Below are 17,924 nucleotides of genomic sequence, written 5' to 3' on the forward strand. Positions count from 1 at the left end.
TTACTAAATATAGACAAAGAATTTTTAAATCTATTGGTTGCTTGCCTGGGCTAGTAAACCGGCAATGTCCTCTCGGTTGATGAAATACATCCCGATCCCTTCCCTGGAAATCCCGTCTTCAAGTTTGTAAGTAAATCTTAAACCGTGTTCATCCATGATATGTTCCAAATGTTTGAAAGCAACGTTGGCAGATTCTAAATCGCAAGCAAGTTGTGACAAATGGCTGGATACAATAAATCCGGAATTTTTAATTTGAGAAAACCCCTTTAGTACCACACCCGATGCGGTATACCCATCTTCAGGGTTGGTGCCTCTAAAAAGTTCATCAAGAAGCACAAGTGTTTTGTCTTGATGGTTTAACAGCTCTGCAATCTTACGCACTCGTGATACCTCATTTAAATAATGACTCAAGCCCGAATTTAAATCGTCGCCAAGATTAATGGTAGTCATTAATCCGTTCAGTATTGTAGTCGTCATCCGCTTTGCTGGAACCGGAAAACCCAGATGCGCCAGGTATACTGATGTCGCAAGGGAACGGAGGAAGGAGGATTTTCCAGCCATGTTTGATCCCGTTAAAAAAATACAATGCTGATCGGGATTTAAGCTGATGTTGTTTCTCACCGCTTGTTTAATGCCGGGATAAAAAAGACCTTCCAATTCGATATTTAAAGATTCCCCTTCATGATAGGTTGCGACGCAGAATCCATCCCGCTGTGCGATTTTAGCTACGGCCTCAAGCACGTCAAGCTCATAAAAGAGATGAAGCAGGTCGATGATAACTAATTTGCCCTTCCTGCGGATGATACTGTCAAGTCTCCCAATTTCAAAGTACCGGAGTTTTTTCTTTTTGCTCAGTTTGACAACATTCGCTAATACAGGCATTTCCAGGATGGATTTTAATCTTCCGGCAATGTCAATCAGGTATTCAGACTTGCTGTTTTCCAGTTTGATGATCAGTTCATCGCTGTATACGAACAATTTAATCAATTGTTTTATGCCAATGAGTATGGTGTAATAGGATGGGCTTTCACGGATTTTATTCTTTAAATAGGCAACTGTAGCATCAATCAAGTTTCCATTGTGGTAATCTTTCTCGTGTTTCAGGTAATGCAAAATTAAATCGGCTTGACTATGGGTGATGTCCAGGTCGATAGGCATATTCATCAACGAACCAATTGCGTCAGATCGCAACTTTATCTCTTCGAAATCATTAGTTGGGTTGCGCAGCATTTGTTCCAACCGCTCACGACCGCCAAGGATTTTGGTCTTTTTAAACAGTCCATACAGGGAAAAATAGTTTTTGTCTGTTTGATGCACATTTAGATCAGCATAGGTCTGCTCATCCATGAAGAAGCGTTCTGATTTCATCTGCCTTGAAGGTAAGGAATATTATCCACTAGTTGTACCATTCTAAGACCTGACAAGCTCTGGTTTAGGTTTACCCTTAAGCGTAGCTTGGTCGTACCCAGGTATTAGCTTGTTCGCAAAAAGGTACCCGTTTTGCGAACAAGGCACGACTGAAGTGCGCTTGAGCTAATTTCAATGCGAGAAGAAGAGTGGTACATTGCCCCTTGAAAACAGGAACTAAAGCTTTCTTGCTTTGATCTCTTTATTTACTGTGTTTAAATTGATCAATAAGGGAAGCAGGGTTAATGGGAAGGTAAAAATTGGGATTAGTCCTATAGAAAGGTTTTTGAAACCTTTTGTGGCAAAGATATAAATCAGGATGGCGATCGCGATAATGTAGATAATGCCAAAACCAATGGAAACGCCTTTAAGAAGATCTTTCTTTTTTATTAATTGTTCGTTTGTTAGGGCTGCAGTAGTGTTCTTAATCATGCTTTTGTGGTGAGTTCGGCAAATTTATAGTTTTTATTGTAGTTGACAAGAGATCTTTAGAGACAAAGATAAGTCGCAAAATGAACTACTTCTCCATCTTGATATAAGCAGGATAGGATTCCCGATTGGGTAGACTAAATTCTTCATCGTAAGGGGGTGTGCCAGCGCTGTTATTGTATACTGCCACACGTTTTACGCCGGTTGAGGTGCTGCCACCAGTACCATTGATAACGTTCAGAATGTTACCCGGACCAGAAAAGCGGGTGATCACCAGTTTTTCGAGTTTTACATTTGGGCTATTGGGTATTTCAAAGCCATTGCTTTTGTTTACGTTTCCGTCAGTCCCTGTGAACACTGCGTAAGAGCCCATTCCGATGCTAAGATGAGTTTTTACAGTGTTGGCTACTTTGAATGCTGCATAGCCATTAACACGGCCGCCCTGACTGCTCCAGCTGGCTTGATCTGGGGCATCGTATGGAGGTTCGTTTTGGAAGAAATAGGTGCTGCCACGCTCACCCAGCCAAAGCACTTCATATTCCTGAAAATGCTCAGTAAATAGCGCGTAAAGGGTCACATCGTTTCCTGTAACTATTAATCCATTCTTACAGCGATCCCTCGACCAGCGAACGTGTCCGCCAGGTTGCGAGCCATGGTCGGCACGCCACAACCAAAAGTGGTCGCCCACCACATTGCTGCTGTTGATTTGCATGGCCGTATGGATCTGAATATTTTTAGATTGTACGCCGCCAACTCTGCAAGTGATGTCCGCAAGCAAAATTGGGTTCTCCGCATGGTTTGCCTTTGCTCCCTCTTCACCAACCCTAATCTGATAGGTTGTGCTGTTGGACGAATCCATGAGTAGCCCTGCGATAATAATCCCATCTTTATCGTCGGCATAAATACAGCCCCAGGTGTTTTTTTCAGTAGGCTCCAATGTTACGGAGGCGATGCCGGCACCAAGCAAAATGGCATCTTTTCTATTCACTTGAATAGGTGCGTTCAAGGCGTAATGACCGGGTGTGAAAAATATGTTTTTGCCCGCTTTCAGCGCATTGTTAATTTCCACATCGGTGTCGCCTTCTTTGGCCACATACCAATCCGTGAGCAAGTCCTGGATTTTTCCTTTACCCATTGCTGTTGCCGACCAGGAAGTACCTGTTCTATCCTTTTGCCATGCCGGAACGAAAATTTTATATTCCTGATCATCATCAATAAAAAGAAAAGGTTTTTCCCTGATGATGGGCGTAGCCGCAATTGAAGAGTTGATGGCATCGGATTGTGGAGGGTTGACACAACCCTGCCAAACCATATTATAAGAACCGCCCATGGTGTTCGAACCAGCAGGGAAGATGGCGTTCCGGGTGTGCCACTGTTGCTGTCCGCCCCAGTTTGGTCTGGATGAGGTGTAATGGGTATCGGCGATAAAACCGCCGCTGCCCCAGAAATTGTTGGCTCCGATATCTGAAATATATTTAGAAGTGCTTTCAATTAACATTCTTCGTGCGCTGGTTGATTGCGAAACTGTCCATGCAAAATCCCGCATTACGGATACGTTTTCCACCGAACGCCAAAAAGTACAGGTGGCATTTGCTCCTCCGGAAAGGTGAGGTCTGGTGAATATTGCACCCAACTTAACTGCCGAGGGCACTTTGCCCAAACCGCCAATGTGTGAATAGAAGCCCAATTCTATGGCGTTCGCTGCTGCGGATGAGGCAGAACCCGAGCCCCCAGGATCGTAACTTTGGCCGTTTACGTTCGACTTGAAATAATAGGCCTGTCGTTTGGTGGTCCACTCACCGTTGGAACCTCCACGACCAATCGCTCCGAATTGCGAGTTAATGTCGTTTCTTGCCGTCTCTGCTTTTTCATACTTCCTGTCGTAGAAATACATATTGTCGCCAAAAATCTGTTGCTCCAGGGAGAGGACTATGGTGATGTCATTTCGGGTAATTTTATAATAGTTTTCGTATTGAACTTTATTTGGCTTATTGTCGGTAAATGTTAATTTGGAAGTTGAACCGAGTTGTAGAAAATCTGCTGCCAGTCGACTTCCACCTCTGGTGATTACATAATTTCCTGAACCGCCGAATGCTGGCCAGGATAAAGTAATGCGGTGATTTTTCTTGCTATATGTAATCTTGCCGTTTATCTTATTCTCCTGTTTTTTATTAATAGCGGAATACGCTATTGCAACATTGCCTAACAATAATATGAAAGTAAATGCTGTGAAAACAGCGTGCATCTTTTTATTCATAAGGGAATTCATCAACGTGTAAAATACAAAAACAGATTCTTGTGTCGCAATTTACCATTGATTTTGTCTTTTTAACACCTTCGGAATATATATCTATCCAGGTATATTTGTTTGAATGACAAGACCTTTAGCAGATGAAGAGCTTATTTTAAGTCTTAAACGGGACGTTATGCTTATTTCAAACCCGAACCTGGTGCATCCATTTTTTGGAAAAATGACGGAAGAGCAAATTGGCTATTATTGTATAAACGCACCGATCATCACCTTCGGCAGTTTAACGGATGATGCCACTGCGAAGAGTAGACAATTTTTGCTGACTGAACATCGGCGAATTGTGGAATGGCCGTGAGTAGTATGATCATTTCGAATATTGCTTTCCAACTGAATTATAATTAAATTTGCTATCATGAGTGCCGCCGTCAAAAATAAAGAAATGTTATTTTCTGCCCTTTTAACTAATAGGCAGAAAATCCGTTCGTATGGAGTTTGTAGACTCAGTGTCTTTGGTTCGTTTCTAACCGGCAAGTTCAAAAAAAACAGTGATGTCGATTTGCTAGTCGAATTTGAGCCACAGCAAAAAAGTTACGACAATTTTATGGAATTGTCTTTTTATCTTGAAGATTTACTTGGACGAAGAGTTGAATTAGTTACGACACAGTCTTTAAGTAAGTATATAGGTCCTCATATTCTCCAGCAAGCAGAAAATGTTGCTATCTAATATTGAGTTGCTAAGACATATTGTTGACGAGGTCATTTTTGTGCTAAAGGCCACCGAAAACAAAGATAAAGATCAGTTTACCAATGATCCCATCTTGTCACGTGCTGTGATTAGAAGCCTCGAGATAATCGGAGAGGCCACTACCAAATTAGATCCTGATTTCAAAATCAACAACCCTCATGTCGAATGGAGAAAAATGGCAAATACTCGTCATCGCTTAATTCATGACTATTTTGGTGTAGATTATGAAATTGTATGGGATATCATAATTTCAAAATTGCCGCAGCTGCACATTGATATTGCAGAAATTATCCAAAGCAATAGTTAATAGGGCCGTCTTTCGCATATCTGATCCTCTTGCTCAACAATTTCTTTTCCCCAGATACTTCGGCTGTTTTTATTTTTTTTACGCTATCGTAAAGTTAAAATATGTTAAACTAGCTCATATTCATGCCGTTATTTTAAAATAAATTTGGTTTGTTACGAAACATTCGTAGATTTACGAAAAGATCGTAATAAGCTATGGAAAAATTATCAGCACAAGAAGAAGAAGCCATGCAAGCAGTATGGCAATTCGGGGAGGGTTTTATCAAAGACTTTTTAGACGCGATGACTGCGCCTAAACCTCCCTACACTACCCTTGCCTCAACGGTAAAAAACCTGGAGCGTAAAGGTTTTGTAAGCAGCGAGAAAGTGGCAAACTCTTTCAGGTACAAAGCAGCCATAAAAGAGGAGGAGTATAAAAAACGCTTTATGAGCGGTTTTGTGAGCGACTACTTTGAAAACTCTTACAAGGATCTGGTTACCTTTTTCGCTAAAAACAAGAAGATCAGCGCCAAGGAATTAAAAGAGATTATCAACATGATTGAGCATCCTAAATCTTAATCATATGCCTGAGTTATTTATTTTCCTGCTAAAAGTAAATATTGCGCTAGTTGTGTTTTGCCTGGGTTATTACCTGGTGCTGCGCCAGCTCACCTTCTATACCCTAAATCGTGTTTACCTGGTTTTAAGTATTCTATGCGCTTCCCTTTACCCGCTTGTTGATATACCAGCGCTTTTACAACATAAGCAACTGGCAAGCGTACAGCAGATAGCTATAAACTGGCAAACTTCGGCGACACAACTTGCCGAAGAACCTGCTTACTGGACCGTATTAACTTATTTGTTTTGGGCGGGTTTGTTAGTTTTTGCTGCGCGATTAACACTTCAACTCGCTTCCCTTTACCGACTGTACCGCGGTTCAATTCCTGCTGTTTTTCATGACCATGAGGTGCGGGTGACTAAGGCAAACATCAGTCCTTTCTCGTTTTGGCAAAATATCTACATTAATCCTGACAATATTGAGCCCGCTGATCTAGAAAACGTACTTCGCCATGAGCAGGTACACGTTAACGAATGGCATACGCTTGATATTTTACTGGCCGAGCTCAGCGTAGTTGCCTACTGGTTTAATCCAGGTGTTTGGCTGATGAAGAAAGCAGTGCGCGAAAATGTAGAATTTATTACCGACCGTAAGATCCTGCAGCAAGGGGCCGACAGCAAAGCCTATCAATATAGCCTATTACATGTAAGCACTGCCGAGACCGCATCGGCTGCCATAACTAACCATTTTAATTTTTTAACCTTAAAAAAACGTATCAAGATGATGAACGCAAAAAGATCCTCGAACCTAAACCTGACCAGGTATGCTTTCCTGGTTCCAAGTGTTTTTGCCTGCCTTTTTATAGTCGGCATATCTAAAGCAGAAGTAGTTAAAACCCAACTCCTGTCTTTAAAATCCAATGCACAGGTTAGTGCTTCAAATTATCACATTGAGCAGACCGACACGCCCAAGAAAAATAAAAAAATAACAGCAGTTCGCATATCTAAACGGGTTGACACAGTGAAGCCCAAAACCATAACTATCCTTAAAAAGAAAGGTGATACGACGATCTCCAGTATTGTAATTTCTGATATGCCTAAAGAGATGGTGATGATTTCAGACGGGAAAATAGATTCCACCAGAAAAGAATTCGGGGTATCTTATTCCTACACAATAACCAGCGATCCGGTGCGACCTAAAGTTATTGATGTTAAATTGACTGAGCCCGCAAGTCAGGCTGAGTTTAAAGACAAGTTAATTTTGATCAATGGTGAAATTGCGACATCAAGCCAGTTGAAGAAACTGCCTGTATCAGATATTCAAGCTGTAAGATCAGTTGATGCTAATGCGCAGGATAGCAGCGACGGCATACCTTACATAAAAAAATATGGCGACAAAGCTAAAAACGGTGTGATCTTTATTACCACTAAGAAATCGAAATAATTGTTAATGTCTTTATATGCAAGTTTGAGGGGCACAATAGATAAAAGTGCTCCTCTTGCTTTTCCTTGGCTTAAAGTTAAAATGACAATTCTAACGACGCCAATTCATTGCCTAATTGCTTAATGCCAGTCATGATTTTTTCAATTTGCTTGTGACTTGGCTTTTTATGTCCATTAACATATTGAGACAATAGTGTCTTATCCATGCCAATTCTACTACTCAATGCGCTTGCATTGATTATTTTGTAATATTCAAAAAATTGTGGTACATCGATTTGAATTGAAAAATCATTAATTGATAATTCTTTCTTTCCGCTAAGCTCAGCAAAAGAATTATACGCTTCGACAATATTGGCCCTTAATTCCTCAATTGTTTCCCCAGTTGTTCCAACAGGAATATTTTCAAAGTCTTCAGAATAGGCAGAAAAACCCGTTCCAGTTCTTTCTACTACAAAAACTATCTTTTTCATTTCGTTCTTTTAATTCGACCAACATCGGTCTAATAATGTAATATCTCTCATCTCGATTGAAGGCTCGATGCAAAGGTATCGAGCAACCTTCATCTCACAGGTGGGGCTATTTAAGCCCCGCCTGTTTAAGAATTTTATTCGCTAGTCCAGTTCCTACCTCTTGGGACGGATGATTTGCAATTATTATCGTTTTTCCTTCAAGTTTAGGATTGTGCCATATTTCGTGACTACCCTTAGCATCTCTAAGCTTCTGCCATCCGGCTTTCTGAAGCAATTTCTTTAGCTCATTCCATTTCATGTTAGATGGTATATTTACTTGCTAAATTCATATCAAAAGTATATAAATGTATACTTATTAGCAAATAAAGTATACAAAAGTTTACCTAATTGCCTTATCTGTTTCTTTAAGCACTTTTCGTTAACAGAGTAACCTCTGATTAGGTAATCTTTGAGGATTTTGTTGACCCAGATACGGAACTGGGTGCCCTTTTTAAAACTAACACGGTAGCCCACTGAAAGCCACACAGTCTCGTTTTCAAGTTTAACATCGATGGCCGTTACCCAGTCTGGAGTATGATAAATCATGATTTGTTCTATTTGCATAAAATTGGGATCGCTGCGTTTATTCGCAAAGCTTAGTGCAAGTCACTGTGTTTTTTTTGAGAAAAGCCAAGAAAATCCAGAAATTTTTTTACTGCTACGGAGATGCTACACTTTTGCTTTACTGCTTAGGTTTTGTTTTAGTGTTTGATTTGACAGATACACCTGACTCATTAATGGATCTTGATGCTGGATTGTAAAGCGGATTATCTCCACTGTTGCCAGCAGGTGAATAAAGTGGATTAACTGCAATGGCATTGTGGTCGCTAGTTTTATTACTTTTTAATACTTCGACCCGTATTGATTTTAAATATAATTTTTTGTTGTTTACATTGATATCAATCAAACTTGAATTTTGTTACCCTATAATCAATATGGTGAAATTCCGTTGTCATCGTTGGCAATTCCCTTTTTGTTCTTCTTAAGGCTTGATTTCAACCCTCCAAAGCGATAGTTCAGGCTTGCAGAAAAACTTCTGGCATATCGTTGGTTATTCCTTTCCTGGTGAAAGTTAAGAGCGTTTGTTGTGCCTGTATTATTACGGTACTTGGAAAATGGGCTGCTGGCTTCAGCAGTAAAGTAACATTTATTTTTGGCTAATTCTTTGGTTAGGCTAAATCCACAACCTCGGAAAGGACTATTTTCTATTCCCTGCAAATTGATATCAGCACCATTGAGATTAACGCTCCCAGCAGTGCTCCATCCCTTGTCAAAACGATAGGTTGATGAGGCTGAGAAATAATACATTACCCGTTGATTGCTCACTATTGTTTGATTAACTAAACCTTCAACGCGCCCATATATTGTTGTCAAATTAGAAGTTATATTCCACTTTGGAGTAAGCGGATAGCTTATGTATATGTTACTGGCCAACATGTTCAAATGACCGGAATTTTCTAAAGTGGATCGTGTTACATTACTAACAGGATCGTATAGCGAGGTTGGGAAAACCATGTTGGAATTGAAGTCGTAGTTTACCCGGATATTTAGCGCTAATTTTTTGAAACTACCGTAGCTTAAGGCTATGCTATTGGAGGAGGCAGGTCGCAGATTAGGATTTCCACTTGATTGGAAGTTTGGATTAGACCGGTCTACAAAGGGGTTCAAATGCTGAATTTCAGGTCTTCGAACTTTTCGTGAATATTCCAATGTGAGACTGTTATTATTTTTAAACTGCCTTTGAATAGATACAGATGGGAGAAAACTAAAATACGATTTGTTGATTTGCGTATTGTTAGAAATAAAACTTGCATCAACATTAGCTTGCTCTAATCTAACCCCTGTTTTAAAGTTCCAGGCGTTTATTCTATATTGATACGAGTTATAGAACCCAATAATATTCTGTTTGTTATTAAAGTTATTGCTGAGCCCATCATTCGTAGTATATATTTGATTTGTGCTGAGGGTATCATAAAGGAAGTTACTTTTATTGTTTCGAATAATTCCTTTTACCCCGGCTTCTAAAGTTAATTTTTTAAATGGATGTGTATAGTCAGCCTGGAAAGATTGTTCCAATGATTTTTCGTCATTGCGCTGTTGATAATCTGGCGATTGATAGGTTATCGCGTCGGCGACATCAAAATTTCCGAATCGATCATTATTTGTTTGAAGAATTCTGTAAGAGAAAGTTAGCAGTTGATTTTTATCTCTTTTAAAACCTAATTGATAATTTAGCGAAGCATCAAAATTTAAGCCCTTTCCAGTATTATCACCAATCAGTCTGTAACTTTGGGTCGGATCAGTAAAATCAGTTAACAGCGAATGCAGATCGCTTTTTGTACGGTTATGATTTGCGTTGGTATTGAACTGCGCGGTGAACAAATTAAGGCTGTCAATTTCATAACTGAAATCTGTGCCTAAATATCCATTTCTACCATTGAATTTCACAGCCGTACCCTGGGTTAATATTGCATTACTTGAGTACTGTTTGTTTGAATTGGTAATTTGTGGTGAATCAAAAAAGCCTCCGCCCAAAAAGCCTGAAATACCAAACTTGCCATCTTTAACGGTAAAATTTCCTCCAACCCCTGGTCCGCCTACCGGAAATCGGTGAGCTGCATTTACACTTGCCAAATAGCCATCGCTAACACGCTTTTTAGTCACAATATTAATGATCCCATCCAGAGACTCCGATTCATATTTTGCAGGAATTGTGGTGATCACTTCCACCTTTTCGATACTCGAAGCCGGCATGTTTTGTAATACGGCCTGCGGATTTCTGTCGACAATAGTAGAGGGTTTTCCGTTAATAAATATTCTATAGTTTGTATTCCCCCTCAACCTAATCGAGTTATCGCCATCGATGGACAATAGGGGTACCTTACGCATCATCTGTAAAATAGTTGAGCTTTTGCTCTCAGGATCGGCCTGGATGTTATAGCTTATCCTGTCGATGTCCTGCTGTACTACAGGTTTATTATTTTTAATCACCACTTCTTCAAGACGATGTACTTCACTTTTTGTTTGAAGCGTATCCGGCTTCCTAATTGTGGTATCCTTTAGGTTGGTGGTTTGTGATTTTGTTGCAAGGACATTTACCAATAAGATAAAGGTGAGTAAAAATTTCGCATTCATATTTTTTGATTTATAACCGAAAGTAGCGGGGCAGTCCCAGGCGATAAAATAATAGTGACAACATGAAGGAGATTGATGATAAACGGCTGTGTTTGACGTTCATCATTCAAAAATGGACGTTCATCATCAAAATTTGTTTTATGCTTACAGTTACTCTTTCTTTGGACAATGAAACCATTTGACTGGACACAGCTCTTTCTGAAGCCATATAAAGTTTACACCCACCTATGCTTCTGGCTGATTGTTTCATGCGCGGTAATCTTTTTTAAGGAGTATCCCGATAGGATGACCGGCCTCACTATGATTTGCTTAGTACTACAAGTGACGTTGGAATTTGTGATACCTGGTTATTCCCAAAATTTATTGGTGATACCGCTCTTTAAAAAATATGGCTGGCTTTGGGGGGCAGCGGCCTATTTATTACAGCTGGTTCTACTTACTTTTTTGCTACCCTATGTACTAAACGCCGTAGGTATGCTTTTTCCTATCACTGACCGTGTGGACTGGAGGAATGAGCACATTGCTTTTTCAGTAGTTACGTTTACAGTGATGGCCACTATTTATAAGGTAGCGCTTGACGGGCTAATCTTAGATAAACATCAGAAGGAAAATGAACTTAGACACCTAAAGGCACAATTAAATCCCCATTTTTTGTTCAATACCCTTAATAATCTATATGGGTTATCGGTTGCAGAATCTAAAAAATTGCCAGGGTTGATGTTGAGGTTATCAGAATTGCTGCGCTATTCGCTATATGATACTAATCAAAACTATGTGCCCATTAAGAAGGAACTGGATTACATTATTAACTACGTAGAATTAGAAAAGATACGCCTTAGTGATAAAACGGAAATAAAAATGGAAGTGTTTGGCAATTATACAGACCAACGCATCGCCCCTTTGTTATTAATTGTATTCATTGAGAATGGGTTTAAGCATTTTTCAAGTCCTAAAGACCGTCGGCCTTTTATACACATTATATTTCAGTTTAATGAAAATAGATTACAGCTATATGTTCAGAATTCCATTGATCCGGAATATTCTCTGTCTGCAAATAAAGCAGAAGGCGGGTTGGGGCTTGATAATGTTAAACAAAGATTAAATTTGATTTACCCGCAGCGGCATTCGCTAAATATTATCAAGGAAGGTGATTTGTTTGAAATAAAACTGGATATAGAACTGGGCTGATATGAATTGCATTATAGTAGATGATGAACCTATTGCTCGAGATATACTCAAAACGTACATCTCGCAAATACCCTATTTAACGCTGGCTGCCAGTTGCGAGGATGCTTTTGAAGCGATGCAGATATTAAACGAAAAAGAGATAGACCTCATTATTCTGGACATGAATATGCCGCGGCTAAGCGGTTTTGAGATGTTGCGTTCACTTAAGAAATATCCTGCCGTAATTATTACTTCGGCATATGGAGCGTTTGCGTTGGAAGCATTTGAGTTGTCGGTAGTTGACTACCTGTTAAAGCCATTTTCCTTTCCACGTTTTGTACAGGCCACTGAAAAAGTCGTTAACAGAGATCGCAATACTGGCGTTCCCGATAAGCTGAATGACAATGAGGATTTTTTGATGGTAAAATCTGATAAAAAGCTTGCGAAGATCTTGTTAAAAGAAATTGAATATGTAGAAGCTTACGGTAACTACATTTTTATCTATCGAAATACAGGCGAGCGTATTATGTCTAAACAAACGCTAACACAATTTGAAGTACAGTTGCCTGGCAATATGTTTATCCGTATACATAAATCATTTGTGCTATCACTAAAGGCGATTAAATATTTAGAAGGTAACGAGATCACGGTCAATAGCAGGAAGCTGCCCATAGGAAAGGTTTATCGGGAAGAATTGATGAGGCGCTTGTGACCAGTTTTGCACGTTCCTCAATAAGTTCTCTTTCTTCTTTACTCAATTGGTGGCCATCGCTCGGTGCAATGGTCACATCGAAAAATTCATACCGTGCATCTAGTCAAACATTTAGTTAGTTGATATCTTCTAAGCCAATAGAGGTGCTAATTTTGTTAATTGCCTGCTTTTAAATAGCTTAGGCGTAAATATTCTAAACAAGTAATGATGTATGAACTAGAAGAAACCGGAGGCGCAAATATTGGATTTGGCCGAGCCACGTGGCCATTTGCTAAATTATTTGTTAATAAAAATGAATTGCAACTAAATGCATCAATCATTGGCAATGTATGTTTCAGACCGTCTGATATTATTTCTCTCGAACCATCTTCGCTAACTTCTGGAGCCGGAATAAAAATTAATCATCGAGTTAATGGATATAGCCACAAGATCATCTTTTTGACGTCCGGCAGTCGCGATTTAATAAAACGGATTGAAGATACCGGGTTTTTAAATAACGCTGAACCTATACCTGCAGAAGTAGAGGCCAAGATATTAAAATATCAATCCAGCGGAAGTTTTCCAATGAAATGGTCTGCGGTTATTGTTTTTGTTGTTATTTGGAATTTATTGTTTGTGGGCGATCAACTGGGTTATTTTGGTAGTAGCAACGAGGGTATTCCAATTGGGATAGGTGCGCAATTGGCACTGGCATTCGCCTTTTTATTTGCCTTGGCAATTATATTGTCAGAACCTTTTAGCCGACTTGTGTTAAAAGATGGCCATAAAGCAATAGAAATTAGATCATTTTTGTTCTTTTTAATGTTGATCACCGGATTGATGTTTACCCTGATCACACTAATATCACTTTAGCTTGATATAGGGATACCTATAGATTCTATATTTCCACTTCATGTTAGCTGATAATGATCAATTGACTTTTGCAGTTGCTCCCTGATTTGTTTCACTAAAATTCTGGGACTTAATACTTTCATCTTGGAACCGAAACCCAGTAGCTCCCGTTCGAGTTCAAAATTTAAGATTACCCTTATACTGAATATCTTCCCTGTTTCGTCTTCGGTTAGCAGGGTCTGCGTATGGTGCAACGGCTTCGTAGTGATATAAGGCGCATTGTCCTTGTCTATCCAAAAAACAACCTCGCAATCACGTTGTTGAGGAGATTTGGTCACCCCGATACAATTGTCGTAATAAGTAGCCAGATCAAGCGTGGTGTTTTCCTGATAAGGCTCTTCGTGATCTGTTATCGATTGGATCCTGTCGAGCGCCAGATTATACAGGTTTCTTCCATTCCGCTTGTGCTGCACGCCCAATACAAACCACCGGTTACGGTATTCTTTCAATAGATAGCCACTAAAACAAAAGCTACTCTCTTGTCGGGCTTTAAACGAACGATAGGTGATGCAGATCGTTTTTTTGGCTACAATGGCCTTGCGGATTACTTCAATGTGTTCCAGACCTTTTAAGTTGTCGTTGCGTTCAAAATCTATCACAGGAATGCTATTAGTATTCTGCGTGTAGATTTTGTCTTCCAGTTTGCTCACCATTTCATTGAGATCGGCAAAATGATTAAAACCTTTAAACTGCTTCAGCAAACCAGATACCTCACTTAGCACCTGCATGTCCTGCTGGTTGAGTGGGCTGTTGGTGATGCTATAGTTTTTGTCGCTATACGTGTAGTATTTTTTATCGACCACGATAATTGGTGCCTCGTAGCCCAGTTTATTGCTGCGCATCATCTCCATATCTGCCTGTACTGTTCTTCGGCTCACACCTGTATCGATATCCTGATATTCATAGATCGCATCACTACAGGCTTCGATCAGATCGTCCAGCGTCCATTTTTTATAACGGTTTTGCAAGCACTGGTCTATGGTGCGGTAGCGGATGAGGGCGTTTCTATTGACAGGCATTGAATTGGAAATTATTTTCAATGAATTTATGAATTAATTTCAAGTACGCAAATAGACTGCGCAGGAGCTATATTTCTTTGTGTCAGTAAATAATAAAAACAGTCATGGAAAAAGAAAAAATCAGCAACAACGAATTAAGGGCTTTAGGTATCGAAGAAGTAGAAATCCTAGTGAACTTTAGTCGCGTGGCCAATGGTTTATTGAAACATAACGTTATGGGGAAGGCAGAAATCCTGGCCAATATAGAAGCATTGATTGATGATCCAATGCCCTATGCCCTGAAGAAAGGCGGCAAGTTTAAGAACTTGGCAGAAGATGTGATCGCCATGCGTAAGGAAGGTAAGTTTGTTAAACAAGAGCGCAGCAATTTTAAGCTGAAGGAAGAAATCGCTGAGTTTCCGGTATGGGGTTTGGAACATATTGAAGTAGGTGCACTGGCGCAGATGAGGACAGCTATAAAACTGCCGATAGCTGTTGCTGGAGCCTTAATGCCTGATGCCCATCAAGGTTATGGACTGCCGATCGGCGGAGTGCTGGCGACCACGTCAAACACGATTATTCCATTTGCAGTTGGGGTAGATATTGCATGCCGAATGTGCTTAAGCATCTTTGACCTGCCTGCAGCAGCTATTGATACGGAGACTAATAAGCTTAAAAATATATTGGTTGACCATACTTATTTCGGAATCGGGTGTACCACTAAATCATACTTTGACAGTTCCTTGTTCGACAGTGCGACCTGGAATGAAACCAAGGTGATCCGTACTTTGAAAGACAAGGCTTATGCCCAGTTGGGTACCAGCGGCACGGGCAATCACTTTGTAGAATGGGGAGAATTGAGCCTCGTTGAGGGTGCTTTAGCAGATATTCCTGCCGGTAAATACCTGGCTTTGTTGTCGCATTCCGGTTCACGCGGGTTTGGTGGATCGGTAGCAGACCACTATAGCAAGATCGCAATGACCAAGACAAAACTGCCTGCCGAGGCTAAACATCTGGCCTGGCTCGACCTGGATAAGGATGAAGGTCAGGAATACTGGATCGCCATGAATCTTGCTGGTGAATATGCAAGTGCAAACCATCATGAGATTCACAATAAGATCGCCCGTGCTTTGGGAGTCAATCCGTTGGCAAGAATAGAAAATCACCACAATTTTGCCTGGAAAGAGCAATTGGCAGATGGTACTGAAGTGATGGTGCACCGTAAAGGTGCCACACCAGCAGGTGAAGGTGTTTTGGGAATCATTCCGGGAAGTATGAGTACGCCAGGTTTTCTGGTGCGGGGAAAAGGGAATGCAACCAGTATCAACTCGGCCAGCCATGGTGCAGGTCGTTTAATGAGCAGGAGTGCGGCTTTCAGAACACTGGATAAAAAGCTGATTGCAGCTAACCTGATCGACAAGAGAATTACCCTTATGGGTAGTGATATGGACGAGGCACCAATGGCCTATAAAGACATTCATGCGGTAATGGCTGCGCAAAAGGACTTGGTTGAAGTGCTTGCGAAGTTTGAACCAAGGATTGTGAGAATGGCAGATGCAAGAGAAAAACCAGAAGATTAGAAAATAATTTAAAATAATTTTTACTGCGCAGATACACTGCGCAATGGCTTTCAATCTTTGTATTGACAAAAGAAAATAATACTAACTAAAAGGAGGTTCAAAATGAAATTTAACCTGTTGAGCAGAACAAAAAATCAAACGGTAAACCACGAAGGTGCAAAAGCGTTTCTGATGACACCGGAATTCGAATTGTATTCTACGGTAGTTACCTGGAGCTTAAACGATTCTTTTTACGAAAAGAATGAAACGCGAGTGGAACGTCTACGTTTACTGATCGCTCAATGCGAACCTCTGTTTGTCGGTAAACTCGCTGTGTATGCGCGAACTAAAATGTATATGCGTTCGGTACCGCTAGTATTGGTTACCGAATTGGCTAAGCTGCACTCGGGCGATAATCTCGTCGCCCGGGTTACCGACGGCGTAATTGGTCGTGCAGATGAGATCACTGAGCTTTTGGCTTGCTATGAGTTGCTCAACGAGCGTAAAGGGACGAAAAGGCTGAACCGCTTGTCAAAGCAACTGCAAAAAGGTTTGTCGACCGCTTTCAACCGTTTTGATGAGTACCAGTTTGGTAAATATAACCGTGATGGGGCGATCAAACTGCGTGATGCACTGTTTCTGGTGCACCCTAAGGCAAAAGACGAGTTGCAGCAAGTACTGTTCAACAAAATCGTTACGGATGATCTGAAAACGCCTTATACCTGGGAGACGGAGTTATCTGCATTAGGCCAAATGAATTTTGACAGCGTTGAATCCAAAGCCATGGCGTTCCGTAGCAAATGGGAAGAGCTGATTGACAGCGGAAAGCTGGGCTATATGGCCCTGCTGCGAAACCTGAGAAATATTCAGGAAGTTGGTGTAAGCTATGCACATTTCGAAAAGGTATGTGCCCGTTTGGGTGATGCCGCGGAAGTAGCAAAAGCAAAGCAGTTCCCTTTCCGTTATCTGGCGGCTTACCGCGAACTGATTGACCCATCCGCTACTGGCCCTGTCATAGGCATTGTAAAAAAACTAGCGGCCATGGTGCAGGGGGGAAATACAGGGTATAGCGGTGATTTACTGGATGCTTTGGAAAAGGCGGTTCAGGCAAGTGCTGCAAACATCAAAGGTTTTGATCATGAAACAAGTGTGCTCATTGCTTGCGACGTTTCGGGGTCCATGCAAACACCTGTGTCCGCAAAATCAAAGATCTTACTTTACGATGTAGGATTGATGCTGGCTATGCTCTTGCATTCACGTTGTAAAAATGCAGTGGTTGGCATGTTTGGTGATTCATGGAAAACGATTACTGTGCCCCGCAGCAATATATTGAGCAATGTGCAGGAGTTTTACCGCCGTGAGGGTGAAGTGGGTTATGCCACTAATGGTTACCTGGTGATCCAAGACATTCTTTCCCGTAGGATCAGGATGGACAAAGTGTTGTTGTTTACCGATGGTCAGTTGTGGAATGCCACTTCTGCTTCAGATAGTCATATACAGACATTGTGGTTGCGTTATAAGAAAGCGGTATCACCCGAAGCTAAACTATACCTGTTCGATTTAAAAGGTTACGGTCAAGCTCCATTGCAAATACTACGGAATGGTGTCTACCTAATCGCGGGCTGGAGTGATAAAATTTTTGAAGTACTGGCCGCTTTGGAAAATGGCGAATCCGCATTGGATGCAATCAATAAAATAGAATTATAAACCAAGAATGGGGAGCCCAGTTCCTCATTCTTTTAAAGAAATAAAAAATATAAGGATGCCGTAGAAACGGGTTACTTCGCACCATTGGAGGGGGTGGGCAGTGTCGTGCAAATGATGCTGTGGGTTCG

At 40.7% G+C, this 17,924-nt stretch carries 18 protein-coding genes; 10 read left to right on the forward strand and 8 right to left on the reverse strand.

Annotation, left to right across the window (positions count from 1 at the left end; all coding sequences use genetic code 11):
• Nucleotides 1–30: 30 nt before the first annotated feature.
• The 3 genes from ACXZ1K_RS04595 to ACXZ1K_RS04605 all read right to left on the reverse strand — a co-directional run bounded on the left by ACXZ1K_RS04595 (nt 31) and on the right by ACXZ1K_RS04605 (nt 4,093).
• The gene (locus ACXZ1K_RS04595) at nt 31–1,368 is read right to left on the reverse strand and encodes a MutS-related protein (RefSeq protein ID WP_458972202.1); all 1,338 of its coding nucleotides are present in this window, start codon (nt 1,366–1,368) and stop codon (nt 31–33) included.
• 216 nt (nt 1,369–1,584) lie between these two features.
• The gene (locus ACXZ1K_RS04600; protein WP_458972203.1) at nt 1,585–1,839 is read right to left on the reverse strand and encodes a hypothetical protein; all 255 of its coding nucleotides are present in this window, start codon (nt 1,837–1,839) and stop codon (nt 1,585–1,587) included.
• 85 nt (nt 1,840–1,924) lie between these two features.
• Entirely contained in the window at nt 1,925–4,093 is a 2,169-nt protein-coding gene (locus ACXZ1K_RS04605) for a hypothetical protein (protein WP_458972204.1), read from the reverse strand.
• A 115-nt stretch (nt 4,094–4,208) separates the two neighbouring features.
• Between ACXZ1K_RS04605 and ACXZ1K_RS04610 the strand changes: the two genes are divergently transcribed.
• From ACXZ1K_RS04610 to ACXZ1K_RS04630, 5 genes are all read left to right on the forward strand, one after another.
• The gene (locus tag ACXZ1K_RS04610) at nt 4,209–4,442 is read left to right on the forward strand and encodes a hypothetical protein (protein WP_458972205.1); all 234 of its coding nucleotides are present in this window, start codon (nt 4,209–4,211) and stop codon (nt 4,440–4,442) included.
• A gap of 57 nt (nt 4,443–4,499) precedes the next feature.
• A complete protein-coding gene (locus ACXZ1K_RS04615) occupies nt 4,500–4,811 on the forward strand; it encodes a nucleotidyltransferase family protein (RefSeq protein WP_458972206.1) in 312 nt (103 codons plus the stop codon).
• Nucleotides 4,798–5,139, forward strand: a complete 342-nt coding sequence (locus ACXZ1K_RS04620) for a HepT-like ribonuclease domain-containing protein (protein WP_458972207.1) — start codon at nt 4,798–4,800, stop codon at nt 5,137–5,139. Before ACXZ1K_RS04615 ends, ACXZ1K_RS04620 begins: the two co-directional genes overlap by 14 nt.
• Nucleotides 5,140–5,333: 194 nt before the next feature.
• Nucleotides 5,334–5,696, forward strand: coding sequence for a BlaI/MecI/CopY family transcriptional regulator (locus ACXZ1K_RS04625; RefSeq protein WP_458972208.1), 363 nt, complete (start codon nt 5,334–5,336; stop codon nt 5,694–5,696).
• A gap of 4 nt (nt 5,697–5,700) precedes the next feature.
• Nucleotides 5,701–7,119 carry a M56 family metallopeptidase gene (locus ACXZ1K_RS04630; protein ID WP_458972209.1) on the forward strand — a complete coding sequence of 473 codons (1,419 nt, stop codon included), beginning with the start codon at nt 5,701–5,703 and terminating at the stop codon, nt 7,117–7,119.
• A gap of 76 nt (nt 7,120–7,195) precedes the next feature.
• Here ACXZ1K_RS04630 and ACXZ1K_RS04635 read toward each other — a convergent pair whose 3' ends face one another.
• The 4 genes from ACXZ1K_RS04635 to ACXZ1K_RS04650 form a co-directional block, all read right to left on the reverse strand.
• Nucleotides 7,196–7,588, reverse strand: a complete 393-nt coding sequence (locus ACXZ1K_RS04635; RefSeq protein WP_458972210.1) for a type II toxin-antitoxin system HicB family antitoxin — start codon at nt 7,586–7,588, stop codon at nt 7,196–7,198.
• A gap of 106 nt (nt 7,589–7,694) precedes the next feature.
• Nucleotides 7,695–7,886, reverse strand: a complete 192-nt coding sequence (locus ACXZ1K_RS04640) for a type II toxin-antitoxin system HicA family toxin (protein ID WP_458972211.1) — start codon at nt 7,884–7,886, stop codon at nt 7,695–7,697.
• Nucleotides 7,887–7,918: 32 nt separating this feature from the next.
• Nucleotides 7,919–8,191 carry a RhuM family protein gene (gene rhuM, locus ACXZ1K_RS04645; protein ID WP_458972212.1) on the reverse strand — a complete coding sequence of 91 codons (273 nt, stop codon included), beginning with the start codon at nt 8,189–8,191 and terminating at the stop codon, nt 7,919–7,921.
• A gap of 366 nt (nt 8,192–8,557) precedes the next feature.
• Nucleotides 8,558–10,762, reverse strand: a complete 2,205-nt coding sequence (locus tag ACXZ1K_RS04650) for an outer membrane beta-barrel protein (RefSeq protein ID WP_458972213.1) — start codon at nt 10,760–10,762, stop codon at nt 8,558–8,560.
• Nucleotides 10,763–10,930: 168 nt separating this feature from the next.
• Here ACXZ1K_RS04650 and ACXZ1K_RS04655 point away from each other — a divergent pair, with 168 nt between their 5' ends.
• The 3 genes from ACXZ1K_RS04655 (at nt 10,931) to ACXZ1K_RS04665 (ending at nt 13,493) form a co-directional block, all read left to right on the forward strand.
• Nucleotides 10,931–11,950, forward strand: a complete 1,020-nt coding sequence (locus ACXZ1K_RS04655) for a sensor histidine kinase (protein ID WP_458972214.1) — start codon at nt 10,931–10,933, stop codon at nt 11,948–11,950.
• A gap of 1 nt (nt 11,951) precedes the next feature.
• On the forward strand, nt 11,952–12,641 hold the full coding sequence (locus ACXZ1K_RS04660) for a LytR/AlgR family response regulator transcription factor (RefSeq protein WP_458972215.1): 690 nt from the start codon (nt 11,952–11,954) through the stop codon (nt 12,639–12,641).
• A gap of 204 nt (nt 12,642–12,845) precedes the next feature.
• Nucleotides 12,846–13,493 (forward strand): hypothetical protein, encoded by a 648-nt coding sequence (locus ACXZ1K_RS04665; protein WP_458972216.1) that lies wholly within the window; start codon nt 12,846–12,848, stop codon nt 13,491–13,493.
• 38 nt (nt 13,494–13,531) lie between these two features.
• Here ACXZ1K_RS04665 and ACXZ1K_RS04670 read toward each other — a convergent pair whose 3' ends face one another.
• Nucleotides 13,532–14,551, reverse strand: a complete 1,020-nt coding sequence (locus ACXZ1K_RS04670; RefSeq protein ID WP_458972217.1) for a helix-turn-helix transcriptional regulator — start codon at nt 14,549–14,551, stop codon at nt 13,532–13,534.
• A 104-nt stretch (nt 14,552–14,655) separates the two neighbouring features.
• Here ACXZ1K_RS04670 and ACXZ1K_RS04675 point away from each other — a divergent pair, with 104 nt between their 5' ends.
• On the forward strand, nt 14,656–16,110 hold the full coding sequence (locus ACXZ1K_RS04675) for an RtcB family protein (protein ID WP_458972218.1): 1,455 nt from the start codon (nt 14,656–14,658) through the stop codon (nt 16,108–16,110).
• A gap of 102 nt (nt 16,111–16,212) precedes the next feature.
• Nucleotides 16,213–17,796, forward strand: a complete 1,584-nt coding sequence (locus ACXZ1K_RS04680) for a TROVE domain-containing protein (protein ID WP_458972219.1) — start codon at nt 16,213–16,215, stop codon at nt 17,794–17,796.
• Nucleotides 17,797–17,924: the final 128 nt, after the last annotated feature.

It is taken from the genome of Pedobacter jaeyakensis (assembly GCF_054461315.1).